This is a genomic window from Caulobacter sp. 602-1 (genome assembly GCF_003931565.1).
Classification (GTDB): domain Bacteria; phylum Pseudomonadota; class Alphaproteobacteria; order Caulobacterales; family Caulobacteraceae; genus Caulobacter.
Genome location: NZ_RRYI01000003.1, coordinates 207,835 through 231,946, shown reverse-complemented (window position 1 = coordinate 231,946; position 24,112 = coordinate 207,835). Strand labels below are relative to the sequence as shown.

Genomic DNA, 24,112 nt, shown 5'->3' with positions numbered 1-24,112 from the left:
GCGTTGTCGTCACTGTTCGAAGCGCCAGTAGTCGAAATCGAACAGCGGACTGTCGCCCGAGCCCTTGAACACCAGGAACAGGTCCCGCACTCCAGTCGCCGCCGTGACAAGGGTCGACTGCTCGCGCCACTGGCCCGCCGCGCCGGTCGCCTCGACCCGCAGCGTGCCGATCACCGGGCCATCGACCCTGTCGAGCCGCAGCTCGATGGCCCCGCCGGGCCGGCCGTTGGCGAGGCTGGCGACGAAGGTCTTGGCGCCGATCCGGCCGAAGTCGACGCCGGCGACCTTGATGTAGCTGCGGTCGGTGATCCGCGTGACGTATACCCCCGCACGATCGTCCTGCGCCGTCGTCACCCCCGGCGCCCAGGCGTATGGCCGGTCGCGATCGCGTTTGAGGCGGGAAGTCCAGGCGATCGTCTCTGCCTCGACCCGCCTGTAGGGGTTGAGCGTCCCGATCTGCGGCGCGCTGGCCTTGTCCCACCAGCCCAGGTTCGGAATGGTCCCGTCTGCGTTGTAGTCGAACTTGGCCACCGACACCGATCGGCGTTCGTGATGGATCGGCGTCAGCGCGAAATTGTGCTCGTAACTGAAGCCGAAGACATAGGAGCCGCCCTTGTAGTCGATAATGCCCGGGTGATTGCCGGTCGCGCGCGGGTCGTGGTCCATGATCGGACCCTTGTAGGTCCATGGCCCCGTCGGCCTGTCGCTCATCGCGTAGCCGATGCCCTCCGGGCAGCAGGTCGAGGCGAAGGCCATGTAGTAGCGGCCCTGGCGCTTGTAGAACCACGGCCCCTCCTGGTAGTCGCGCACACTAGGCTCGACCTTGGTGATGGGCCCGGAATAGGACACCATGTCCTTGTTCAGCTTGACGTACCAAAGGTTCGGGTTGCCCCAGTAGAGATAGGCTTGGCCGTCGTCGTCGATCCACGCCGTGGGATCGATGTTGTCGCGAGCTGGCCCGATCAGCGGCTTGCCAAGCGCGTCCTTGAACGGTCCCGCAGGATTGTCCGCCACCGCCACGGCGATCACATTCTTGGGCGATCCGGCGACGCTGATCGGGACGTAGAGATAGAACTTGCCGTCGCGAGCAATGACCTGCGGCGCCCAGGCATCGTTGGTCTGCACCGCCCAGGGGAAGGTCTTGAGCGAGGCCACGACGCCCTGGTCGGTCCAGTTGGCCATGTCCGTCGAGCTATAGAGCCGCCAGTCGAGCATCTTAAAGCCCTCGGCGTCGTCCTCGTCATGGCTCGTGTACAGATAGACAACGCCGTCGTGCACGAGCGGGGCCGGATCGGCGGTGAAGCGGGTCTGGATGATCGGATTGTCGGCCCGCGCCTTGGTCGCGAACAGACCGATCATCAGCGCGGCCAGCGCGAACAGGACAGGTCTCGCGAGCAGAAACGCCTGCGCGTCGCCGCCGGTCGGCCGCCGAGCCGCGAACAAGTCCGTCGCGCCGCTCATTTGGCCGCTAGGCGCCGGTGTCCGGATTTGGCGTTCTCGTGGCGAATGCAACACCAGCCTATCATTGAACGCCTTCCCCTTTCTTTTGTCTGACTAATGCTAGCGTAGCCATCGAGGCATGCGAAGCCTGAAATGTCGCGAGGTAACAGGCGTGGTGGGGCCCGGCGCCCTTCTAGACCAAAGACGTAGAGGGACGCCCACCGGGCGCCACCGTCCAGGGTTAGGGCGCGGATCGCAAAGGACCCGTCGGGAATTCATCCAGCTAGCGCCAGACGGCCTAAACTTGTCGGACTAAATATCGGACCTGGCGTTCGGCCGTGGATTTGCGCCCCTCGCCCTCGCCCTCGTTCAACGATCCGAGCCATCTCGCCTTTCGTCCCGCGGCCTGAACGTCGCCTTCCTGGAAGTGCGCCAATGGCAGCTACTGGCGCCATCCGGACTTCGCGAGCCTCCTGCGTCGCGGGGCCTCACCCCGCGACGCCGCCATGCTGCGAAAGCGCGCCGCCCATGCGGCGCCGGCCTATTCCGCTGCGCCGATGATCGCCTTGGTCAGGCCGTCGGGATCGGTCAGGAACGGCAGGTGGCCCGTCTGGAGGGTGACGGTCTTGCGCACGGGCGTGGCCGCCAGCATGCGGTCCTGGAAGGTCGGACTGATGACCTGGTCCAGGGCGGTGCGAACATAGACCTTGTCGATCCGGCCGAACCGGTCGTCGCTGATGCTGACGGGCGTGGCCAGCGGGGCCAGTGGCTCGTCCAGGATCAGATCCGGCAGCTTGGCCTTCAGGCCCTCGGGGCCGTCATTGGCGAACAGTTCGGCGCGGGCGGCGTAGTCGACGACGGCGATCGCCTTGTCATGGTCGATGCGCAGATTGGGGCCGATCCTGGCGTCCGGATCCTGCTGAGCCAGCGACACCAGGGAGTCGCCGTTCTTGGGCAGATAGGCGGCGACGAAGACCAGGGTGCGGACGCTCTCCGGCGCCTGCTCGGCCGCGGCGGCGGCGACGATGCCGGCGAAGCTGTGGCCGACCAGCACGGCGGGACGCCCCAGGACGCGCAGGGCGTTGACCACGGCGTCGCGATGCAGGTCCAGGGTAACCTTGCCGGGCTCCATCGGCGCGCCGGGGCGGCCCGGCAGGTCGACGGCGGTGACTTCGTGGCCGGCGGCGCGCAGCCGGGCGGCGACATGACCCCAGACCGGCGCGTTTGCGAAGGCTCCGTGGACCAGGACGATCGGCGGCTTTTCTGCAGCCATGGTGACGGCGGGTGAATTCGTGGTTTCGATGGTCATGTTCGTATCCCCGTGAAGCGAAAAGTGGCTTGTTTCAGCCTGCGTCGATGGGGGACAACCTGGGCCCCGCGGTTTGGGCGGGATATGCCGTCGCCTCCGAATAATATGATGGATCGTCCGGAATGACCCAAGACTTCGGCATGTCGGCCGCGCGCAATGACGTGCTCTCCGAGGTGCTCACCCTGATCCGGCTGCGCGGCGAACTTGTCTACACCGCCATTCTCGGGGCGCCGTGGGGGCTGCGATTCCAGGCAGGACCGGCCCACTTCCATTTCGTCGAGAGCGGCGAGATGTGGATCACGCCGACCGGGGAAGGGCCGATCCTGACGCGGGAGGGCGACCTTGTCCTCCTGCCCCAGGGCAAGGGGCACGTCATGACCGACGCCCTCGGCTCGCCGGTCGAAAGTATCGAGACGGCCGCCGCGGACCACTTCGACCGCGATGGCCTGGTCCTGCGCCACGGCGGCGACGGGGAGGGGGTCAGGCTGGTCGGCGGCTTCTTCAGCTTCGAGGGCAGTCCGCTGCCGGCGATCATGTCGTCCCTGCCGTCGCTGATTCATATTCCCAAGGGCGAGAACGGCGCGCCGCCCTGGCTGGCGGCGATTTCGCGGTTCCTGTTGGCCGAGGCGCAGGAGCCGAATCCGGGTTCGTCGCTGATGATCTCGCGCCTAATCGATCTGCTGGTGATCCGCACCCTGCGCAGCTGGGCGGCCAGCGAGGCCAATCGGATGGGCTGGTTGGGCGGCCTGGGCGAGGAGCGCATCGGCCGGGTGCTTAGCGCCATGCACGCCGATCCCTTTCATCGCTGGACGGTCCAGTCGCTGGCCGAGATCGCCCGGATGTCGCGCTCGATCTTCGCCGAGCGCTTCACCGCCGCCGTGGGCGAGCCGCCGCTGCGCTACCTGTCGCGCTGGCGCCTGACCATCGCCGCCGACCTGTTGCGCAGCGGCGGGCTGAAGGTGACCGAGGCGGCCTATCGCAGCGGCTACGCCTCGGACGCCGCGTTCAGTCGGGCTTTCAAGGCGCATTTCGGCTACGCGCCGAGCGAGGTTCGTCGCCAGTCGCCCGCCTAGCTCGAAAATCCGGACGATGGAGCATGCCATCCGGAGGCCCGAACATGGCCGGAAGACGACCGCGCCGCCTAAGTTCCTCCTCGCCGCACCGATGAAGTCCGCGGAAAAGATTAGAGGAATGGGAACGATGAAAACGATTGTCGCCGCTCTGGCCACTTCCGCCTTCGCCCTTGGCGCCAACGCCATGGCTGCAGAAAAGCCGCCCATCGTCCTGGTGCACGGCGCCTTCGAGAACGGCCAGGTCTGGGGTCATGTCACTGCGAAACTGCAGAAGGACGGCTATCAGGTCATCACCGTCGACCTGCCGGGCCGCCCCAGCAATCCGATGACACCGGACAAGGTCAGCCTGGACGCCTACCGCGACACCGTCGTCCAGGCTCTGGACCAGGCCAAGCAACCGGCGGTCGTGGTCGGCCACAGCTTCGGCGGCATCGTCGTCTCCGCCGCCGCCGAGCAGGCACCCCAGAAGATCAAGACGTTGGTCTATTTGGCCGCCTATCTGCCGCAGGACGGCGACTCGCTGGTGTCGCTAGCCCAGCGGGACCCGGACGCCAAGATCGGCCCGCACCTGCAGATTCAGAAGGACAAGGGCATCGCCTCGATCGAGTATTCGGCGCGCGCCGACCTGTTTGCCAACGGCGGACCCGAGGGCCTGCGCAAGGCGATCCCGGACCTGATCCTGGACGAGCCGCTGGCCCCGCTGGCTACTCCGGTCAAGGTGACCGCCGCCAACTTCGGCAAGGTCGACAAGGTCTATATCCACACCGCCACGGACCAGGTGATCAGCCCGGCCTTTCAGGCTAAGATGGTCGCCGCCACCCCAGTGCGCGTCGAGTATACCCTGCAGACGGGCCACACGCCGTTCCTGACCGATCCGGACGGCCTCGCAGATGCGATCGAGAAGGCCGCCCAGTAGACCCTCCAGGCGCACGAAAGGGGGGGAAGGGCCAAGGCTGTTCGCCCCTTCCCATCGTGCAGCGACATCAGAGATGATCAAGTCACCCACCGGTCCGCGCGGTATGCGGGCGTCTCCGAACCGACCCCGAAGGGAGCTTCCCATGCTGCGCGCAGCGCTCACCGCCGCTATCGCCCTGACCCTGGCCGCCCCGGCCGCCGCCCTGACCCAGGATGTTTCCAGCGAGACCCAGATCGCGCCGGAGTTCCGCCTGAAGGGTGACACCGTCTCCTTCCCCTTCGTGATGGTCCGCGAGTTCCCGTTCGTGGAGGCCAAGATCGCTGGGGTGAAGGGCAAGCTCCTGCTCGACACCGGCGCGTTCGAGGCCCTGGTCCTGAACCACAACCACCTCGACCTGCCCGCCGGCCGCGTCATCGGACGCGGAGTCTTCGGCAGCGGCCAGACCTACGAGAAAGTCCTGCGCCCCAGCGTCGACAACGTCCAGCTACCCGGTGGGCTGAGCTACGGCCGCGTCACCACCTTCCGCAGCCAGGACGCGGCCCAGCTGGAGCGTATTACCCCCGACTTCATCGGCTGGCTGGGCTATCAGTTCTGGGACGGCTACGCGGTGAAGGTCGACTACAAGGCGTCGAGGGCGACCTTCTACAAGGGCGGGTCCAAGGCCTTCCTGAAGGGCGAGACGGTGGTCGCCGCCATCCTCTTCGAGACGCTCAAGCTGCCCAACAATCCCGTGCTGACTGCCAAGGTCGGCGGCCTGGATTTCGAGACCGTCCTCGACACCGGCCAGTACGGTAACCTGTTCGCCGACAAGGCGACGCTGGAGCAGTTGACGGCCGCGGGGGCGATCACGCCCGTCGCCGGCGAGGACGACGCCATCGACATCAAGGCGGTCCAGTTCGCCAAGGGCCCCTCCATCCCGCTTGCCAAGATCGGCGGCCATCCGATCGAGGACGCGGCCCCCTTCGCCAAGGCGATCGGCCTCACCTCGTCCCGGATCATGAGCCTCGGTTACGCCTTCCTCCAGCAGTACAAGACTGTCTGGGACTACCCGAACAAGACGTTCTATCTGCTCAAGCGGTAGGCCCCTCCACCGTCGATCATCTTGTGATCGGGCCCGCCGCCGAATGTCAGCTTCTTGGACACTCGCCAAGTTCCGCTCCTGGCGCTTTGCGGCACGCCCGCATTCGGCCGCGGCGCCAAGTTCTGCTTCTGCGCAGCGTGGACTTCGCGTCGAGGCTCTGGCGCGCATTGGGGGCGCAATTCCGCGTCGACGTTCGAAGCTCATCTATCTCGGGTGCGGTCGCGACCGAAGGAGAAGTCCGGGAAAACCCATTGATGGCTGAATGCCCAGAAGCCGACAACCAGCATGGTCACGCCAATATCTGCCAGGCCGTCGCCATAAGGGCCACTCCAAGCGAGCAGCATTCCAATCAGGGCAACTGCGACGGCCAGGTCCCAGGCGCCTTTCTGGATCGCCGCCTTCTCCTCTCGTTCGAGCAACGCGCGGACTGCGATTCTTTTGGCGCTGTGATCGACGAAGTCCGGGTCCGGCTCGCGCGGCGGCTCGGGCAGCGACGACGCAAGCAGCGCGTCCAATTCCTCGTTGGTCATTCGACTTAGCCTCCAGTCGTCAGGAACGCGCGCAGCTTGGCCTTGCCGCGCGAGATCAGGCTCTTGAGCGTGCCTAGCGGCAGATCGAGCATCGCGGCGGCTTCCTCGTGGGTCCATCCCTGGCCGTCGCAAAGCGCGATAGCGGCGCGGGCCTGCGGGTCCAGGCGCTCGAGCGCGGCCGCCAGGTCGAGACCCAGATCGCCTCCGTGGGCTTGGGTGTTCGCCAATTGCTCGGTCGCGGTCACGTCGCGCTTGGCGCGCGATGTGACGCGCCGGCGCTCATCGAGAAACAGTCGCCACCCGATCTGCGTCAGCCACGCAGCATAGCTCCCGCCCGCCTGAAACTGCGCAGCGCGCTCCCAAGCGCGCACGAAGGTGTCCTGCGCCAGATCGTCGGCGTCGGAGGGGCTGGCGATCCGGCGTAAGAACCCACGCAACCGCGCTTCGTGGCGCGCGACGAGCAACGCGAACGCTTTCCGGTCTCCGTTGGCGGCGCGCGCGTTCAAGAGGGCGTCGTCCACCACCGGTCAATCGCGTTGGCGGCGGAGCGTTATGCCCCCCCAGACCGTCATCAGCGAACCGACGAGTAAGGGAAAGGCGCCGACGCCGAAGGCCATTCGGCGGATTGCGCTGTCAGTCTGGATTAGCGCGAAGAAGGCGCAGGCCAGGGCCAGGGCGAGAAGCAATGATCCGTTGCGAAGGTCCGACAGCCCGCGCTCGACGCGGGGACGGTCGCCCAGTGCGCGGTCGAGGAGGTCGATGTCGATCGGCAAGCCCGCGTCGATAATGCGGCGGAGCGTCTTATGAAGCATCGCCAAGCGCACCAGCCGCAGCGCCTGGATAAGGCCCGTCAGCGCGATGATGGCGATCGCGACGCTGACAATCGTCGCTCCCGCGAAATGGGCGTCCAGCATGGCGCTTCCTCATTGAGCCTGTCTTCAGACGAACCTCGGGCCGCTGGCGGATGCAACGTTGGGGAAAGAAATTTTCGGCTTCGCCGCATCTCGATAGGCCAGCGTCGCCGTCATGCCCTGACCGAGAGCTGTTGGCTCTTTGCAGGACTAGCATCATGCCAAACCGTCGCCTTCTGCTTGTCGCAACCGTAGCCATTGCCTTGACCGCCGGAAGGCGCGCCATCGCGTCGACGCCGGTCGGCCTGGACATGGAGGGGATGGATCGGTCGGTGCGCCCAGGCGACGACTTCTACGCCTTTGCAAACGGGACATGGCAGCGCGCAGCGACGATCCCACCGGATCGAGCCTGGACGGGGGCGCCGATCACGATGCAGGACCGGACGGCCGCCGACATCCGCAGCATCATCCAAAATGCCGCCAGTCGGCCTGGATCGCGGATGGGCGATCTCTATGCGAGCTACATCGATCAGTCGACGATCACGGCGCATGGCCTTGCAAAGCTTCGGCCCTGGCTGAATCAGGTTGCCGCCGCCGCCGATCATTCTCGGCTGGCCGCGGTGATGGGGCGGCTCGCGCCCTATGACGTCGGCGGACTTTTCGCCATCGGCATTGGCGAAGACGACAAAGCGCCTGGCGCCATGGTGGTGACAATCAAACAGGGCGGGCTGGTCCTGCCTGGCCGCGACCTCTATCTCGCCGGCGGCGGAGCCAGCGTGCGCCTGTCGGCCTATCGGTCGTATCTGGAGCGCATCCTTACCCTGAGCGGCGTCGATACCGCCCTCGACCGCGCGGACGCGATCGTAGCGTTCGAGACGGCGCTGGCCCAGGTTCATCGGGCGCCCAGCGACGCCCGCAACGCCGACGCGTCCTACAACGCCTACACCGTCACCGATCTTGAGCGGGAGGCTCGGGGCTTCGACTGGAGGTCATGGCTGGGCGCGATGAAGCTGGACGGCCGCCCACGCTATATCGTCGCCCAGCCCGACGCCCTAGCGGGCGAAGCAGCGGTATGGGCAAGAACGCCAATTCGTGTCCTTCAGGATTATCTGCGCGTCAGGGTGCTGACGACCTACGCCCGCTATCTGCCGCCCGCCTTCGCCGACGCGCGCTTTGCCTTGTTCGGGACGGCGCTGGCTGGGACCGCCGAGCAGCCCCCCCGTTGGCGCCAAGGTGTGTCGCTCGTGACCAACCTCTTGGGCGACGACGTCGGGCGGGCCTATGTCGCGGCCCACCTGACTCCTGAGGCGCGAGGGCAGGCCGCTCGTCTGGTCAAGAACATCGTGGCCGCGTTGGACGCTAAACTGGCCGCGGCTGCGTGGATGACGCCGACAACGCGGATACGGGCGCGGGCGAAGCTAGCCCAGACCCGCCTTAAGATCGGCTATCCGGATCGTTGGCCAGCCGGCGCGCAGGTTCCGATCGCGCGCGATGACTTGATTGGCAATGTGGCCCGTCTCAACGCCGCGCGGTTCGCCGATCTGGTCGCCAGGCTCGACCGGCCGATCGATCGCGACGCCTGGGTGGCCCCGGTCACCGTCCCCAACGCCTTCGCCAGCGCCGGCGCCAACGAGATCATCCTCCCCGCGGCCATTCTTCAGCCCCCGCTGTTCGATCCGAAGGCCGACGCGGCCGTCAACTACGCGCGGATAGGCGCAACGGTGGCCCACGAACTGTGTCACCTGTTCGATGACCAGGGGCGCAAATACGACGAGCATGGCGCCCTTCGCGACTGGTGGACGCAGGCCGACGTCGAAGCCTTCCAGCAGCGCGAACGAGCGCTGATCGCCCAGGCTTCCAGCTACGAACCGCTCAAGGATGTTCCGGTGAACGGCGCACTGACGATCGGCGAGAACATCGCCGATCTAGCAGGGCTTGAGGTCGCCTACGCAGCGTTTCGTAATCTTCCCGCAAGCGCCCGGCCAATGCTCGACGGCATGACCGCCGATCAACGCTTCTTCATTGCGTGGGCGCAGGCTTGGCGCTCCGCCTATCGCGAACCCTTCCTAAGGACCCTGCTCCAATCCGACGCACATGCGCCAGGGCGCGAACGGGCGCTGACGGTCAGGAACATGGATGCCTGGTATGCGGCGTTCGGCTCGGCGGCTGAGGGCCGGCTCTTCTTGCCAGAGCACGAACGGGTGCGCTTCTGGTAGTCGCCAGCCAAGGCGCGGCGGCGCCCCGCTTTGACGATGAGGGCTGGGGCGCTCATTGGCCACTCCAGTGTGGAAATCAGCCAAGCTGGGCTGCGGTCAAGTTTTCGGCTTCGACATAAGAGGCATTAGCGCGGAGGTCGATGGCTACGGCGGGGCCGCTATCGTTTCGTCATCGGGCCGGACGGCATGTGAGTGGATGAAAGGCGCTCAGCTTCGGCGGGCGCGACCCCCTCACGGATCAGCGCCTCCGTGAGAGCGCGTTCCCGAGGCGCGGTAACGTCGGGAGCAACCCCCGTCCCGTCCCATCCGGATGATCCTGGAAAGTAGCTACGGCCAACCGGAATGAAGGCAGAATAACCGCCCGGCAGCTCCACGGTTCCACCGTAGCTTCCCGCTCCAGCGGTCGTCTCGCCGATGAGAAGGCCCCGGCCCGTTCCCTTGAGCACGGCCGCGAGATGCTCGCCAGCGGACACCGTCCGGCCGGAGATCAGATAGTAGATCCTTGCGGAGCGCCATGGCGTATCAGCGCCAAGCACGGCGCGCTGCTCGAAACGTCGAACCGCCTTTGGAGCCTCGACGCGCACAAAAGCCGCAGAGGGGCGTCTTCACCGTCGTCCTACGCCCGCGCGGGTCTCCATCACCATGAGGGTTCCGGGCTTTGAAAAGATCCGGGAGAAAATCTCGTTCATCTCCTCGAGCCCGCCGCCATGGTGAGTGCGGCCATCGATGATCAAGGCCTTGGCCTCCTGGTGGGCGTCGAGGAACCGCGCCACATGACGGGCCTCGTCGCCGCCCGCGAAGGCATTGAAACGGACATAGGCGATGTTGGGCGCGATCCAGCCAGCCTGTTCCATCGGGTCGGGGCGGGGCCGTCGCGGCGGTGGCGTGGCGGCGGTTGTCGCCGTGGTCTCCGGCTTGTCCGCTAAGGTGAAGATGTCCGTCCGGCGCCACCGCCTGCAGGTCCGCCGTTACGGTTCTCGCCAGGGTTTCGGCGTCGGATATGTCGGCGTAGCCGCCCGCGTCGAGCTTGCGGCGCAGCATGGCCGCATAGGCCTCTCCTCTCTCAGGAAAGACAAAGCGTTGCTCCAGGGCCTCGGCGAGGCGGCGCACGACCGCCGTCGTCGTGGCGGGGGTTTGATCGGCCGCGCCACAGGGCGTCGCACCAATCGTTGCGGCGGCGACCAGCGCGAGCAGAATTTTCACCATCGTGAGCCCCCAAAAATGCCAAGGTTGCGCGTAGGAGAACGTCTTCTAGCCCTGCGGCGACGCTCTTAGGGCGCGAAGTCGGGGCCTTGCGCGCATGAAACCTGCAGAGAGGGGAGCTATGCCGCCGACAAAGATGTCATCGCCCGACGGGGCTGATCTGAAGCTCATGGATCTTCTGCAAGGCGACAGCCTCGCGACCGCCGAGCAGTTGGCGCGACACGTGCCCCTGTCGCCAAGCGCCATCACCCGACGCGTTCGCCGTCTTCGATCTGATGGATGGATCGAACGTGATGAGGCGGTGGTGGCTCCAAAGCTCCGCGACGCTCGCCTACGCGCCATGGTTCTCGTCCAGGTTCAGGAGCATGCCGAAGCGCGTGGAATCGCCGCGCTGCGTGCGCGCCTTGGTGCGTCGCCCGAGGTGCAACTGCTGGCCGACAGCACGGGCGAGAACGATGTGGCGCTGTTGATTTCGGCGCGGGACATGGCCGACTTCAACGCGTGGACCGCGCGGATGCTGGAAGGCGACCCCGCGGTGCGACGATATGAGACGCTGGTGATCAAGCGTGTCTACAAGCAGACGAATTTCGTACCGCTTCTGGAGAGCCAAAGCAGCTCAATGCAAACCGGTTGAAATGCGCCAGCGGGGCGTCGTGCGCATAGCTCGGAGCGCGCTGATGGTCAGAGCGCCCCGCTCCATCCCAAGGAACATGCCCAGGCGATACGGTCAGGTCGCCACCAAGAGTTGGAACAGGTCCTGGTAAATACCTTGGCATCGAAGTCGATGACGAGCTGGAGATGTCTGAGCAGATCGACGTCAAGCGATCAGCTCAATAACTTGGGGCAGTTCCAGTGCACGAGGCACCGGCGTTGAATGTCGCGTTTCTGGACCGCGCGAAGGTCAGCAATTGGCGCATACCCTCCAGTCCACGGGCGGGCGTATGACGAGCAATCAGTTAGCATGACTGTTCACGAGCTGCCTGAGCAAAGCGGCCGGGTCGTGTTCAAAGGCTTCTTGGAGCGGTCGGGGACCCCTGCGTGGCTCAGCATCACCCGGATGTCTTCAGGAAGGCTAGAACAGAGCGGTTGAATGCCGCCGGCTGCTGCCACGGTGCGAAGTGGCCGCTGCCGTTCAGGACGTCGAGTTCGGCCCCGGGGATGGCGCGCGCAATCCAGGCCGCATGCTGGGGAAGGATGAACTCGTCGCTGTCCCCCGTCGCGATCCTCACCGCACGGGCGTGAATGCGGGCCAGGTGGCTCATATCGTAGTCGAGGCGCGAGCTCTGCATCACCCTGACCGCTCGCGACAGGCCAGCAAAGTTCGGGGCCGGCGAAAGCTCGGCATAGTCGGCCGCAAGGCGCGGTCCGATCTCCTTGAGGATCGGCGCGTCGCCGGCGTTGGGCCGCACGCCCCCATGGTTCATGTTGGCGCCGAAGGCATAGATCAGCCCCAGGTCCGCGGCCGGATCCATGGCCCGCACCAGGGCGATGATCGCACCGTCGCTCCAGCCGACAAGCGCGGGCCGCCGAAGGCGCAGGCGCGCGATCAGGGCGCCGACGTCTGCGGCCATGAGTTCATAGGTGAGGGGCGCCTTGCCCAGGGTGCTGTGGCCATGGCCGCGGCTGTCCATGAGGACGACGCGGTATCCGGCCTGCACCAGCGCGGAGAGCTGGCCCCTCCAGGCCCTGTGGCTCGACAGCCCCCCGTGGAGCAGTATCACCGGCGGGCCTTCTCCGACCACCCCGTACCAAAGCCGGGCGCCATCGCGCTGGAAGTAGCCCTGCGCCCACATCGGCGGCAGGCCCGTCGCCCGATCGGTTTCGTCACCGCGCCGGCGCGCGCATGCCGCCAGGCCGCCGAGCGCGAACGCGGCCAGGCCGCCGGCCGCGCTCGTCAGGATCTGCCGCCGGATCACCAGGTCACCTGCAGGCCGTCGATGCGGCGGATGCCGGCGTAACCTTCGATTCTGGGCCTAGGACCGACCAGCCTCAGATCCGGCAGGCGACGGCTGAGCGCTATCAGGCCCTCCTCCAGCTCCAGGCGCGCAAGGGCCTCGCCGATGCAGCGATGGGCGCCGCCGCCGAACACCAGATGCCAGCGCGGATGGTCGGTGCGGTCGACGACGAAGGTGTCGGGATTGGCGAACCGGGCCGGATCGCGCATCGCCGACAGGGTCGAAAGCGACACCAGGCGGCCGGCCGGGATGACCCCGCCGTCCAGCACGATCTCCTCCATCGAAAATCGCGGGACCGAGCCGACGGACGGCTCCAGGCGCAGGGCCTCGGTGACGGCGGCGCGGGCCAGGCCCGCATCCTCGCCCAGCCGCCGCCAGGTACCGCCCGCCTGGGCAAGAATGCTGACCTGCAACGCCATCGCCGCCCGCGTGGTGTCGCTGGCGCCGATGATCAGGGTGACCAGCTGGGCGGCGGCCTCGGCGAGGGTCAAGGCGTCCATGGCGATCGCCGCCAACATGTTGTCCAGCAGCTCCGAGCCTGGCGCGTGGCCCCTCATGGCGCGGGTCAGGCACTGTTCGACATAGGCGGTCAGCCGGGCGGCCCCGTCGACCATCGCCGCCATGTCCTCGCCCGGCAGGGCGGGCGCGAAGGCCGGGGAGACTTGGTAGACCCAGTGGGCGAAGGCCTGGGCCTCGCCCGCCGGAGCCCCAAGGAGGCGGCCCATCACCAGCGGCGGCAAGGGCGCGCAGAACGCGGCCATCAGATCGACCTGGCCTGCAATCGCTCCTTGTGCCTCGACGCCATCGATTAGGCTTTCGGCCGCTGATCGAACGGTCTCGCGCATGGCTTCCACAGCGCGGAACGCCAGGACCCGGGACATCGGGGTGCGCCGGCGCCGGTGCGCCTCGCCCTCCGACATCAGGAGCGACTCGACCATGAGGTCCTGCAACGGTCCTGCGGGGACGCCGCGGATGCGGGTGTAGAGCGCCCCGTCGATCTGGCGCGTGCGCAGGTCGGTCAGCAGGCTCTCGACATCGGCGGCGCGTAGCACCAGGCACGCGCCGTCCTCGCGCTGGATGACAGGCGTCTTGGCCCGCCAGTAGCGAAAGACGGCGTGGGGGTCGCGCTCCAGCTCGGACGAGGGAACGAACGGCGGCATGTTCGGGGCCGCGTCCTTGGTGGCGAGCTCTCGGCTTCGCGGGGATGACGTCATCGTGGGGTCCTCGGCGAAATGGTCGCAAGGCCCTACGAATGGCGGCGACCGATCGCTCCATCCTGCCCACCGGCGATCACCCTCACGCTGCAAGACACGCGCTTGTTGGTGACCACTGTAACCGTTCTTTGCGCGCCCTAGCGCGACTTGCGATCCAAGACGTCCATCGCCCGCCGCAACCGCCCGTCGGTGACGCGCAGCTTGATCTCGTCCGACACCAGCGAGGCCAGGTTGGTGAGGATCGCCTGCTGGGTCTCGTCCAGTTTGCGCGGCTGGGTGTCGATCACGCAGAGCGAACCGAGGGTGAAGCCGTCGGGATCGATGATCGGACAGCCCGCGTAGAACCGAAAGTGCGGTGCGTCGACGACGGCCGGATTATCCGCGAAGCGCTCATCGGCCGAAAGGTCTTCGGCCACCATGCAGCGTTGCTGCAGGATGGTGTGATTGCAGAAGGCCCAGCTTCGGGGCGTGTCTGCCATATCCAGGCCATGGCGCGACTTGAACCACTGGCGGGTCGGGGTCAGCAGGGTGATCAGCGAGATCGGCATGCCCAGCGTCTGGGCCGCCAGCCAGGTCAGCCGGTCGAAGGCGTCCTCAGGCGGGGTGTCGACAAGACCCGAGCGCTCCAGCGCCAAGAGACGCTGGGCTTCGTTGCCGGGGAGGGGGACCAGCGATCCTGCTTCCGCCGCCACCGCGACGGCCACGGGTCCTCGTACCGCCGCCTCGGTCGCCGCGGCCAGGGTGTCCAGATCCTCGATGAAGACGACCCTGCCGCCACTCGTTACGGCGAAGGTGGCGGTCGCGGCCTTGGGGCCGACCAGGAGGATCGCCGTCTGCGACAGCGCAGGATCCGAGGCCAAGGCCCGCAGTAGGTCGGAGGCCATTGGCAACGAGGCCGCGTCGATGACCACGGCGGCCGGTGAGCGGCCGCCGATATTCAGCAAGGCCGAAAAAGGTTCGGGATAGGCGTCGACGAAGCAGGACGGCGCGCTCGCCAGTCGCGCGGTCAGCGCCGACAGGGAGGCGGGACCGGCGATGACGATCACCCGCGCCGATACCGCGAGGGCGCTCGCGCCTTCGCCGGGCACCAGCGCCAGGACGTCAGAGCGATAGACGCGGCGGTGACCGCCCGGCGTCTTCCAGGACGGGATCGATCCGCCTTCGATCAGCAACTGCGCGGTGCGGACCGACACACCCAGGATCTTCGCCACGTCCGTGGTGGTCAGGATGTCCTTGTCGGGTGTGTCCATCGTCTCTCCAGGCCTTCTGCCGCGCTGCACAGATGCTCGCAGCCCCTTGTCTTGACAAGGTCTAAATTCGATGTATTTGCTGAAATCGATAGATTTGATACGTCATTTCGAGTTTGGAGTAAGGCCATGATCAACTACCAACCTAGTGACCATCCCGATTTCGCCGCCCGCGCTGCGGCCAACCAGGCCGAGCGAGCCGCCGATCTCAAGACGACCTACGACTTCATCGTCTGCGGCGCCGGAAGCGCCGGCTCGGTGCTGGCGCGGCGGTTGGCGGAGAACCCGGCGGTCCAAGTGCTGCTGATCGAAGCTGGCGGCAGCGACGAGCGCACCAGCGTGATGGAACCGGGGGCCTGGCCGACCAATCTGGGGACCGACACCGATTGGGGTTTCATGGCCGAGCCCAATCCGGCGCTGAACGGCCGCGCCATGCCCATGTCGATGGGCAAGGTCTGCGGCGGTGGCTCCAGCATCAACGTCATGGTCTGGGCCCGCGGTCACCGTAGCGACTGGGACCATTTCGCCGCCGAAAGCGGCGACGCCTCGTGGGGCTATGAAGCCGTCCTGGGCCTTTATCGCGAGATCGAGAACTGGCAGGGCGCGGCCGATCCTGCTCGGCGCGGCTCGGGCGGTCCGGTGTTCGTGCAGCCCGCTCCCGATCCTGGTCCGGCGGCCTATGCCATGATCGACGCCGCCCAGGAGCTGGGCATCCCGACCTATGCTTCGCCGAACGGCCAGATGATGGAAGGGGCGGGCGGCTGCGCCATCAGCGATCTGGTGATCCGAAACGGCAAGCGCCATTCCATGTTCCGCGCCTTCACCTATCCCTTCCTCGACCGTCCGAACCTGACCCTGCTGACCGATACCCAGGTCAATCGGGTGCTGATCCAGGACGGGCGCGCCTTCGGCGTGGAGGTGCTGCGCAACGGCGCCCTGCACCGGTTCAAGGCCGCGCACGAAGTGATCCTCTCGCTCGGCGCCATCCAGACACCGACCGTCCTGATGCGGTCGGGCATCGGCGAGGAGGCCGAACTGCGCGCCCACGACATCAAGCTGGTGAGCAAGCTTTCTGGCGTCGGCGCCAACCTGCAGGACCACGTTTCGTTCGGCTGCACCTGGGAATACCGCGAACCGATCGCGCCCAGGAACAACGGCAGCGAGGCCACGCTCTACTGGAAGTCGGACGCGGCCCTGGCCGATCCAGACCTGCTGTTCTGCCAGGTCGAGTTCCCGGTCCCGAGCCCCGAGACCGCCCCCCGCGGCGTTCCCGAGCACGGCTGGACGATGTTCGCAGGCCTGGCCCAGCCTAAGAGCCGCGGCCGGGTGCGGCTAGTTTCGGCCGATCCGAACGTCGGGCCGAGGATCGAGCTCAACACCTTCGGTCATCCCGACGATCTGAAGGCGGCGCTCGCCTGCGTGGAACTCTGCCGGGATTTGGGCAACACCCAGGCCTTCGCGCCTCTGGTCACCCGTGAAGCCATGCCCGGGTCACTGAACAAGGCGGACATGGAGCAGTATGTGCGTGATGCGGCGGTGACCTACTGGCACCAGACCTGCTCGGCCAAGATGGGGCGTGACGCCATGTCGGTGGTCGATGCCGAGCTGCGTGTTTATGGCATCGAAGGTCTGCGCGTCGCGGACGGGTCGATCATGCCCACGATCACCACCGGTAACACCATGGCTCCCTGCGTGATCATCGGGGAGAAAGCCTCGCGCTACATCCGCGCGACCCACGGCCTCTAAGCTCTGAGACGACGACGCGGCGGCGACTTGCGAAGGTCGCGGCCGCGTTCGCTACGCAAGCCCCGATTTGCAGGAAGCCGCAAGCATGCCCCACGCTCAAAGGCACGTCCTCGTGGTGGACGACGACCCCCAGTTCCGCGACGAGTTTCAAGGGTACCTTAGCGCCTACGCCTTCAAGGTCAGCACGGCCCCGGACGGCGCGGCCATGAAGCGGATCCTGGCCGCCAGACCCGTGGACCTCGTGGTCCTCGATCTGGAGTTGGGCGCCGAAAACGGACTGGATCTCATGCGCGGGGTCATCGACCGTGACGAGGCGCCCGTCATCAGCCTGACCAGCGCGCCCGGGGAAGGCCCCGACAAGGTGGTGGCGCTGGAACTGGGCGCGGACGACTGCATGAGCAAGCCCGTCAGCCCTCGCGAGCTGCTCGCCAGGATCCGCACCGTGCTGCGGCGCGCGGGGCCGGCGCGTTCGACGCGCCTGCGCCAACGCGTTCGCTGGCGTTTCGTCGGTTGGGAAGCCGACACGCGCCGGCGAAGCCTGACCGCGCCGGAAGGCGACACGGTCAAGCTGACGGCCGCCGAGTTCAACCTGCTCGTGGCCCTGCTGAAGGGGCCGGGCCAGGTGCTCAGCCGTCAGCAACTGGTGGCCGCTTGCCGCGTGCATCCCGATGAGGTCACCGACCGCAGCATCGATGTGATGATCCTGCGGTTGCGCCGCAAGCTGGCCGCCTGGCCGGGCGGTGAGCGCATCATCCGCACCGAGCGCGGGCTGGGCTACGCCCTTGCCGTGCCGGTAGAAATGGCCTGACGGCTCCCACCCCGTCGAACGGCGCGCGCGTTCAGATCGGCTCGACCTCCGCCCTGAACGCATAGCCCACGCCATGGATCGTCGCGATCACCTCGGGGCCCGGAAGGCCGCGCTGCAGCTTGCGGCGCAGCCGGCGGACCCGGGTGTCGATACTACGGTCGAATAGGTCGGCGTGGCCGCGCGTGGCGTGCAGGAGATCGCCGCGCGTGAGCACCTTCTGCGGCGCCTGCAGGAAGGCCGTGAGCATGGCGAACTCCCCGCGGGTCAGTTGAACCGGCGCCTGCCCGTCTTGATGGAGGAGGCGCGTGGCGCCGTCCAGGTCCCACGCGCCAAAGCGCAGGCGCGTGCAGGAAGCGCCCATGGCGCCTCGCGCGAGACCGCGCCGGCGCAGAATGGTGCGAATACGGGCGGTCAGCTCGCGAAGGTCGATCGGACTGGCCAGATAGTCATCCGCGCCCAGTTCCAGCCCGAGGATAAGATCGGCCAGATGCCGTCGATGGGCCGTCACGAGGATCAGCGCGCCGTCATAGCGCGCTCGCAGGCGACGCATGATGTCGAGCCCATCTTCGGCGAACGTGTCGAGGTTCAGCACGACGAGGCTGGGTCGATTGTCCAGCGCCGCGAGCAGCGCGATCTGGTCCTGGGCGAGCGCGACCCGCATGCCGGCCTGCCGCAGGTACGCGGCAAACCGCTCGGGCAGCACCTCCAGCCCCCCGGCCGCCAGAACGCGCGGCTGTATGCAGAGGAGCTCATGGCCCGCCGCGAAGGTCTGTGGGGAGACGGAGGGGCCGGACGCATCCCTCCGGCCTTGGCGGGGGCGGTTGCGATCGCCGCTCATCTCGCCCCGCCCAGGTCCCGGGTGTCCGTCAGCTTGACGACCAGAAGGCCGACGACGACGCCGGCGACCACGTCGCTGGGCCAGTGGGACCGCGAAAAGATCCGCTCGGCGCAGATCACGACGAGCGCGGCGAGCGCGGGCAGACTCAGCGACGGCCGCCAGCGCACGAGGGTCAAGGCCAGCGCCGCGGCCACGGCGCTGCTGCTGGACGGCAGCGACTGGAAAGCGCGATCGAAGGCGCCGGGAGCGAACGCCATCGGGTCCGCGTCCGCCCCGCCGGGCCTGGCGCGCCCGATCATCAGCTTGAGCACCAGGCTCGCGCCCAAGGCGAAGAGGCCCGTCGCCAGCAGGCGGGCGAGCACCGGCGCCTCCGCGCCGAGCTTGCTCGCCTGAGGGCGAGGCCGCCGCGCCGCAAGCTTCGCCAAACCGGCCGATGCGCCGAGCAACCCCAGCAGGATCTCGGGCTTGGCTAGAAGCCACAGGGGGTGGTCGAGGATCGCGGGCGGCGGATGCGCGGCGAGCCGGCGCTGGGTCCAATCGTCGAGCGCCGGCGCGGCGGCGACGAAGAGCAAGGCGCTCGCCAGGAGCGGGCCGCGCGGCGATCTTGCGCGCGAGCGTTCGGGGCCGACGGCGCAGGAGGTCGGATCGCGCCCGGTCTTGAGAGGTTCTGGCGACATGAGCCGACCCTCGTGGGCGCGCGTGTCGGCTCCATTGCGGAAAACCGTAAAGCCGTTACGGCGGTAACACGACGGACGCCGATCAAGCCTTTGCCGGGCTGCGGCGAGGCAGTTCGATACGCTAGGCTCGCTCGTCGCCCCCGCCGGGTATCTCTCTATGGATTGCGTAACGCGATGACCGAAAGGCAAAGACCGCGCATGTCGAAAGTCTCGCCGCATCCAGGTTCCAGGTTTGGCGCGCTCTTCGCCGGCGGCCTCATCCTGTTGGCCTGGCCGAGCGCTGGGCTAGCCAAGGCCGCTCCGCCGCCGGCCGCTGCCGGCGACCAGACCGCCTCGGCCCTTCGGGCTCGGATCGGTCCGCCGCACGACGAGACCCTCAAGGCCTATGTCGAGGCGGGCGCGAAGGACGCCAAGGCCCATGTCCTCACCGACCGCGAATGGACCTTGATCGAAAGCGCCATCGCCGATCTCCCCGTCTTTTACCGGCAGGTTCTCGAGCGACGCCTGGCGCGCTTGAGTTTCATCGACGCGCCGTCCAGCACCGGGACGGCGCTGACGCGGGCTTCGGAGGGACCGAACGGAGAGCTGATGTTTGACATCACCATCCGCGCCGAGGTGCTCGACAAGTCGCTGTCGGAGTTCCTGACCCAGAAGGAGGCGATGCTCTTTTCCCCGGACGGATCGGGCTACAGCGTCAAGGTCACGGCCGGCCAGGCGTCCGCCCTGACCTACATCCTGCTGCACGAGACCACGCATGTGATCGATCGCGCGCTGGACATCACCATGGCCGGCGGCCCCTTCAAGACGGTTTGGGTCGACTATCGCGGTCTGGCGCCGCCCTATGCGCAAGGTGCGATCGCCCATTCGGTCTATCGGCGCGAGCCCAAGCTGCCTCTGTCGCAGAGCCCAACACTCTATCGGGCGCTGGCTGGGGCGCCGTTCGTGTCGCTCTACGCCACCGCGTCGGCCGGCGAGGATTTCGCCGAACTCTTGGCCTGGCGCGAGCTCTCCAGCCGCTTCGGGACGCCGCTGAAGTTCCAGGTCCTGGACGGGCGCGGCGTCGAGGTCGTCTCGGTCGAGCCGCTCAAGTCTGCGGCCGTACGATCGCGTTTCGAGGCGGCGCAGGCGGCTCTGGCAAATGCGCGGGCGGCCAGCCCGGACAAGCTCTGAAAGATCGGCGGCGGGCTTGCTGGCCCGCCGCCGTTCGGCCGGCTGACGCCGGAAATCCCGGCGCGTGTCTTGGGGGACGTCGATCGCGCCGGTTGGACCGGAAGGACGCGCGCGTGACAAGGGGGAAGCGTCGCGTCGAAGGTGTCGTCCCTTAAGGTCGGGGGGAGGGAACGAAGGACGAGCGCCTTGAGCGTGTCCGTCCCGATGCTCGAAGGACGGATGGGCGTGGCGCTTTCTTGAGATTGACTGTCGCCTTTGCCGGGCAGGTGTTCAATCAAAGGGCGGTTTCAGCGGTAATAGTCGCGCAGATTGTTCGAGCGCTTCAGTGACCTCGGCGTCGCCCTACCGCTTAGGCATGGGTGGACAGCACTGATGCGATCGCCGCGGCGGCGAAGGCGAAGCTGATGATGAGGCGGCGCAAGAGACGAGACATGGAGCTCAGGGTGCGTCCGGTGCGACCGGGACCATGTCGATGACGGGCGTCGAAGGCCTTTCGCCGGGCGCCAGGCGCTGCGGCGCGGGCGGCCCTGCCGGCCGGAGCGAGCGGATATAACGGTAGAGCGAGCGGTGGTTGCCCGAGCTCATCGCCCGGGTGATCGGCCAGGGCATGGGCGGCGCATCGCTGCGGTGCGCCAGCATGGCCACCCAGTCGTCTTCCGAGACCGTCTGCGTCGTCAGGCGCAGGTTGCTGGCGTAGGTCACACCCCAGGGGCCGCGGAAGCCCACCGGATTGCCGGTCAGCCACTGGGACTCGGGGAGCTTGCCGTCCGCCTGCAGATAGCCTGGCGTGTGGCAGTCGTTACAGCCGCCGATCCGGATCAGGTAACGTCCGATCTCAATGTCGCTGGGGCCCGCGACCTCGGTGGTCGCCGGTGCCGGGGCAGGCGGCGCGCAGGCGCAGAGCAAGCCGGTGAAAACAAGCGGCGCGAAGACTTTCATGGTCGACTCCATACGAGCGATGTCGATCGCTTGATGGAGCGCGCCGGCTACCCGGAAAGGTCGGGCCAGGGTCTTCGGGTTTCAACCGTAACCCGACGGGGCAAGGCTCAGATCTGAGGAACCTGGTCGGCCCGCGCGCGGCGGCGCAAAAGTGCTCGAACGCCGAGGGCGAGGAAGCCCGCCGTCAGGCCCCAGAACGCCGAGCCGATACCAAGCAGCGACAGCCCGGAGGCCGTGGCCAGGAAGGTGACGATCGCCGGGTCGCGGTCGGCGGTCGGGGCCAGCATCGCTTCGAGCGCGCCCAGCAGCGCGGGGATCAGAGCCAGCCCGGTCAAGGCCGCGATCGCGGTGTGCGGCAACGCCAGGAAGACGCCGACCAGGAACGGCGAGAACAGCGCCAGGAGGAGATAGAAGCCCGCATAGATCACGCCGACGACCCACCGCCGCGCCGCGTCCGGGTGGGCTTCGGGATTGGTGCAGATGGCCGCGGTGATGGCTGCGAGGTTCACGCCATGGGCGCCGAATGGGGCGGCCAGCAACGACGCCAGGCCGACCCCGGCCAGCAGTGGGCGCGGCGGAGGGCGATAGCCGGCCGTGCGCAGCACCACCAAGCCCGGCAGGTTCTGCGAGACCAGCGTGACCAGGAATAGCGGCAGGGCCAGGCTGACGATCGCCGCGGGCTGGAAGACCGGCGCCTGAGGCGCCAGGGTCCCCAGCACCTGGTCGGAGGACGGCAGGGACAGGCCGCCGCGCGCCAACGTCAGCGCCACCCCGGCGGTCAGGGCCAGAAGCAGCGCATAGAGCGGCGCGCGCTGGCGCGCCGCCAGGAAGGCCGCCAGAAGCACGCCGACCAGAAGCGGATCGACCGAAGCTGTTCGAAAGAGCGTTAGGCAGAACGGCAGCAGGACGCCGGCCAACATGGCCGAGGCGACGGCGCTGGGGATTTTCTCAGCCAGCCGGCCCAGGGCCGGGACCAGGCCGAGCACGATGGCCAGCAAGGCCGCGACCACAAAGACGCCTACGGCTACGGGCCAGGAAACCTGGGCGGTCGTTCCGGCCAATAGGGCCGCGCCGGGCGTCGACCAAGCCAGGACGACGGGCATCCGCAGGCCTAGCGATAGCGCGCCGCCGGCCAGGCCGATCCCCAGGCACAGGGCGGTGACGGCCGATCCGGTCTGTTCAGGGCTCGCGCCCAGGACGCGCATGGCCTGCACGACCAGCGCCACGGTGCCGCCGAACCCGATCAGGGCGGCGATGACAGCGGCGGACCAAGCGGTGACGGGGGGCGTTTTGAAGGTCATGGGCCTTGTCGCATAGCAGGAGAGCGGCGGCCGTTTCCAGCCGCGCCCACGCAAGCGGACGCCGGCGCGTCTGGCGCGCCGGCGTCCGGCCCATCGGGCCTCGGTTGTGGTCCTACTTCGCCTTGGACGCGGCGGTCTTGGCGGCCTTGTCGATCACGTCGGCCACCGCTTGCGGACGGCTCAAGAAGACGACGTGGCTGCCCTTGATCTCTACGGCTTCGGCGCCGATGCGGGTGGCGGTCTTGCGCAGCAGCTTGGGATCGATGGCGCCATCCTCGGTCGCCACGACGAACCAGCTGGGCTTCACGCGCCAGGCCGCCTTGGTGACCTTGTCGCCGAAGGCCGACATGGCGATCGGCACTTGGCTGTCACGCATGAAGGCGGCGTCGGCGTCGTTGATGTCGGCGGCGAAGCCGGCCTTGAACTTGGCCAGATTGACGAAGCCGAAGCCGTCCGATTGCGGCTCGATCACGAAGCCGGGAGGGGCCGGGATCTCGGCGAACTGGTCGCCGGTCGACTCGCCGGTATCCGGCGCCAGGGCGGCGACATAGACCAGGCCCGCGACCTTGGGGTCGTTGCCGGCCTCGGTGATCACCGTGCCGCCGTAGGAGTGGCCGACCAGGATGGTCGGGCCGTCCTGGCGGGCCAGGACGCGACGCGTGGCGGCGACGTCGTCGGCCAGCGAGGTCAGCGGGTTTTGAACGATGCTGACCTTGTAGCCCTTGGCGGTCAGACGGTCATAGACCCCGCGCCAGCCCGAGCCGTCGGCGAAGGCGCCGTGGACCAGGACAACGTTGCGAACCGCCGGAGCGGGTGCGCCGTTCGAGGCTTCCGTCTGGGCGTGGGCGGCGCCGGCCAGGCCGGTCAGGGCGGCGGCGACGAGGAGGGTGCGGGCTTGGCGGATCATGGTGGTTCTCCCTGTTTGGTCGGTTGAGTGTGTAAATTATTGCGATAACAGTTATCGCGATATGTATTTTGTAGAGACACCTCGAACGGCTGTCCAGAGAAAAGTTATCGCGATAGCTATTTTTCTGATTGAACCTATATGAGGGGAAGGAGATCGCCATGAACCACAGCCCACCGCCCTCGCTCGACGATCAGCTCTGCTACGCCATCTACTCTGCGGGCATCGCCATCCAGCGGACCTACAAGCCCCTGCTCGACATGCTCGGTCTGACCTACCCACAGTATCTGGTCCTCAATCTGTTGTGGGCCGAAGACGGGCAATTGGTGGGGCGGCTGGCCGAGCAGTTGGCGCTGGAGTCCAGCACCCTGACACCGTTGCTCCAGCGTCTCGAGGCGGCGGGCCTGGTGAACCGAACTCGCGACCCCGCCAGCGCCCGCCAGGTCATCGTCGCCCTCACGGACGCAGGACGGGCGATGCAGCAGAAGGCCGGTTGTCTGGGCGCGGCTCTGCTCGAAGCCTCGGGCCAGTCGCCAGACGCGCTCAACGACCTGAACGACAAGGTCCGAGCACTGAGGAACGACATCTATGGCGCTATCGGCGGATGGGGGCAGGAGCGTCCTCTCCCAAGACCGGAAAACAACCTTAGAGCGCTGCGAGGGTAGACGGTGGGATCGTTCGCCCATCCCTGTTT

22 protein-coding genes and 2 pseudogenes are annotated in these 24,112 nt (G+C 67.4%); 9 read left to right on the top strand and 15 right to left on the bottom strand.

Annotated features, from left to right (window positions below):
* Nucleotides 1-9: 9 nt before the first annotated feature.
* Together EIK80_RS10050 and EIK80_RS10045 are read right to left on the bottom strand one after the other, a co-directional pair.
* On the bottom strand, nt 10-1,461 hold the full coding sequence (locus tag EIK80_RS10050; RefSeq protein WP_233586538.1) for a glycoside hydrolase family 43 protein: 1,452 nt from the start codon (nt 1,459-1,461) through the stop codon (nt 10-12).
* 520 nt (nt 1,462-1,981) lie between these two features.
* Entirely contained in the window at nt 1,982-2,749 is a 768-nt protein-coding gene (locus EIK80_RS10045) for an alpha/beta fold hydrolase (protein WP_125156850.1), read from the bottom strand.
* Between the two features lie 122 nt (nt 2,750-2,871).
* Here EIK80_RS10045 and EIK80_RS10040 point away from each other — a divergent pair, with 122 nt between their 5' ends.
* The 3 genes from EIK80_RS10040 (at nt 2,872) to EIK80_RS10030 (ending at nt 5,819) form a co-directional block, all read left to right on the top strand.
* Nucleotides 2,872-3,822, top strand: a complete 951-nt coding sequence (locus tag EIK80_RS10040; RefSeq protein ID WP_199743438.1) for an AraC family transcriptional regulator — start codon at nt 2,872-2,874, stop codon at nt 3,820-3,822.
* A 127-nt stretch (nt 3,823-3,949) separates the two neighbouring features.
* Entirely contained in the window at nt 3,950-4,738 is a 789-nt protein-coding gene (locus EIK80_RS10035) for an alpha/beta fold hydrolase (RefSeq protein ID WP_125156849.1), read from the top strand.
* Between the two features lie 142 nt (nt 4,739-4,880).
* The gene (locus EIK80_RS10030) at nt 4,881-5,819 is read left to right on the top strand and encodes a hypothetical protein (RefSeq protein ID WP_125156848.1); all 939 of its coding nucleotides are present in this window, start codon (nt 4,881-4,883) and stop codon (nt 5,817-5,819) included.
* A gap of 200 nt (nt 5,820-6,019) precedes the next feature.
* Here EIK80_RS10030 and EIK80_RS10025 read toward each other — a convergent pair whose 3' ends face one another.
* The 3 genes from EIK80_RS10025 to EIK80_RS10015 are packed head-to-tail and all read right to left on the bottom strand — an operon-like array spanning nt 6,020 to nt 7,263.
* A complete protein-coding gene (locus EIK80_RS10025; RefSeq protein ID WP_125156847.1) occupies nt 6,020-6,349 on the bottom strand; it encodes a hypothetical protein in 330 nt (109 codons plus the stop codon).
* A gap of 5 nt (nt 6,350-6,354) precedes the next feature.
* Nucleotides 6,355-6,870: an RNA polymerase sigma factor gene (locus tag EIK80_RS10020; RefSeq protein WP_158624665.1), complete on the bottom strand. Its 516-nt coding sequence runs from the start codon at nt 6,868-6,870 to the stop codon at nt 6,355-6,357.
* A 6-nt stretch (nt 6,871-6,876) separates the two neighbouring features.
* Entirely contained in the window at nt 6,877-7,263 is a 387-nt protein-coding gene (locus EIK80_RS10015; protein WP_125156845.1) for a hypothetical protein, read from the bottom strand.
* Between the two features lie 155 nt (nt 7,264-7,418).
* Here EIK80_RS10015 and EIK80_RS10010 point away from each other — a divergent pair, with 155 nt between their 5' ends.
* Entirely contained in the window at nt 7,419-9,416 is a 1,998-nt protein-coding gene (locus EIK80_RS10010) for a M13 family metallopeptidase (RefSeq protein ID WP_158624664.1), read from the top strand.
* 158 nt (nt 9,417-9,574) lie between these two features.
* Here EIK80_RS10010 and EIK80_RS26665 read toward each other — a convergent pair.
* Nucleotides 9,575-10,270, bottom strand: a pseudogene (locus EIK80_RS26665) (S41 family peptidase).
* Nucleotides 10,271-10,334: 64 nt separating this feature from the next.
* Nucleotides 10,335-10,622, bottom strand: a pseudogene (locus EIK80_RS27015) (hypothetical protein); the annotation flags it as partial.
* Nucleotides 10,623-10,740: 118 nt separating this feature from the next.
* Here EIK80_RS27015 and EIK80_RS09990 point away from each other — a divergent pair.
* Nucleotides 10,741-11,253: an Lrp/AsnC family transcriptional regulator gene (locus EIK80_RS09990; RefSeq protein WP_158624662.1), complete on the top strand. Its 513-nt coding sequence runs from the start codon at nt 10,741-10,743 to the stop codon at nt 11,251-11,253.
* A 415-nt stretch (nt 11,254-11,668) separates the two neighbouring features.
* Here the strand turns inward: EIK80_RS09990 and EIK80_RS09985 are convergent, their stop codons facing one another.
* From EIK80_RS09985 to EIK80_RS09975, 3 genes are all read right to left on the bottom strand, one after another.
* Nucleotides 11,669-12,535 (bottom strand): alpha/beta fold hydrolase, encoded by an 867-nt coding sequence (locus tag EIK80_RS09985; RefSeq protein ID WP_125156840.1) that lies wholly within the window; start codon nt 12,533-12,535, stop codon nt 11,669-11,671.
* Nucleotides 12,532-13,788 (bottom strand): cytochrome P450, encoded by a 1,257-nt coding sequence (locus EIK80_RS09980; RefSeq protein ID WP_125156839.1) that lies wholly within the window; start codon nt 13,786-13,788, stop codon nt 12,532-12,534. Before EIK80_RS09980 ends, EIK80_RS09985 begins: the two co-directional genes overlap by 4 nt.
* Nucleotides 13,789-13,925: 137 nt before the next feature.
* Nucleotides 13,926-15,038 (bottom strand): GAF domain-containing protein, encoded by a 1,113-nt coding sequence (locus tag EIK80_RS09975; protein WP_125156838.1) that lies wholly within the window; start codon nt 15,036-15,038, stop codon nt 13,926-13,928.
* Nucleotides 15,039-15,164: 126 nt separating this feature from the next.
* On the opposite strand from EIK80_RS09975, the gene EIK80_RS09970 reads away from it, so the two are divergent.
* Both EIK80_RS09970 and EIK80_RS09965 read left to right on the top strand, forming a co-directional pair.
* On the top strand, nt 15,165-16,781 hold the full coding sequence (locus EIK80_RS09970; protein ID WP_125156837.1) for a GMC family oxidoreductase: 1,617 nt from the start codon (nt 15,165-15,167) through the stop codon (nt 16,779-16,781).
* Nucleotides 16,782-16,866: 85 nt separating this feature from the next.
* On the top strand, nt 16,867-17,589 hold the full coding sequence (locus EIK80_RS09965; RefSeq protein WP_125156836.1) for a response regulator: 723 nt from the start codon (nt 16,867-16,869) through the stop codon (nt 17,587-17,589).
* 31 nt (nt 17,590-17,620) lie between these two features.
* Here EIK80_RS09965 and EIK80_RS09960 read toward each other — a convergent pair whose 3' ends face one another.
* The gene (locus EIK80_RS09960; protein WP_125156835.1) at nt 17,621-18,427 is read right to left on the bottom strand and encodes a winged helix-turn-helix domain-containing protein; all 807 of its coding nucleotides are present in this window, start codon (nt 18,425-18,427) and stop codon (nt 17,621-17,623) included.
* Nucleotides 18,424-18,999: a phosphatase PAP2 family protein gene (locus EIK80_RS26090; RefSeq protein ID WP_158624661.1), complete on the bottom strand. Its 576-nt coding sequence runs from the start codon at nt 18,997-18,999 to the stop codon at nt 18,424-18,426. Before EIK80_RS26090 ends, EIK80_RS09960 begins: the two co-directional genes overlap by 4 nt.
* A gap of 303 nt (nt 19,000-19,302) precedes the next feature.
* Here EIK80_RS26090 and EIK80_RS09950 point away from each other — a divergent pair, with 303 nt between their 5' ends.
* Nucleotides 19,303-20,274 (top strand): hypothetical protein, encoded by a 972-nt coding sequence (locus EIK80_RS09950; protein ID WP_125156833.1) that lies wholly within the window; start codon nt 19,303-19,305, stop codon nt 20,272-20,274.
* A 438-nt stretch (nt 20,275-20,712) separates the two neighbouring features.
* Here the strand turns inward: EIK80_RS09950 and EIK80_RS09945 are convergent, their stop codons facing one another.
* The 3 genes from EIK80_RS09945 to EIK80_RS09935 all read right to left on the bottom strand — a co-directional run bounded on the left by EIK80_RS09945 (nt 20,713) and on the right by EIK80_RS09935 (nt 23,421).
* Entirely contained in the window at nt 20,713-21,213 is a 501-nt protein-coding gene (locus EIK80_RS09945) for a cytochrome C (protein ID WP_125156832.1), read from the bottom strand.
* A 107-nt stretch (nt 21,214-21,320) separates the two neighbouring features.
* The gene (locus EIK80_RS09940; protein ID WP_125156831.1) at nt 21,321-22,514 is read right to left on the bottom strand and encodes a benzoate/H(+) symporter BenE family transporter; all 1,194 of its coding nucleotides are present in this window, start codon (nt 22,512-22,514) and stop codon (nt 21,321-21,323) included.
* Between the two features lie 112 nt (nt 22,515-22,626).
* Nucleotides 22,627-23,421 carry an alpha/beta fold hydrolase gene (locus EIK80_RS09935; protein ID WP_125156830.1) on the bottom strand — a complete coding sequence of 265 codons (795 nt, stop codon included), beginning with the start codon at nt 23,419-23,421 and terminating at the stop codon, nt 22,627-22,629.
* Between the two features lie 158 nt (nt 23,422-23,579).
* On the opposite strand from EIK80_RS09935, the gene EIK80_RS09930 reads away from it, so the two are divergent.
* On the top strand, nt 23,580-24,083 hold the full coding sequence (locus EIK80_RS09930; protein ID WP_125156829.1) for a MarR family winged helix-turn-helix transcriptional regulator: 504 nt from the start codon (nt 23,580-23,582) through the stop codon (nt 24,081-24,083).
* Nucleotides 24,084-24,112: the final 29 nt, after the last annotated feature.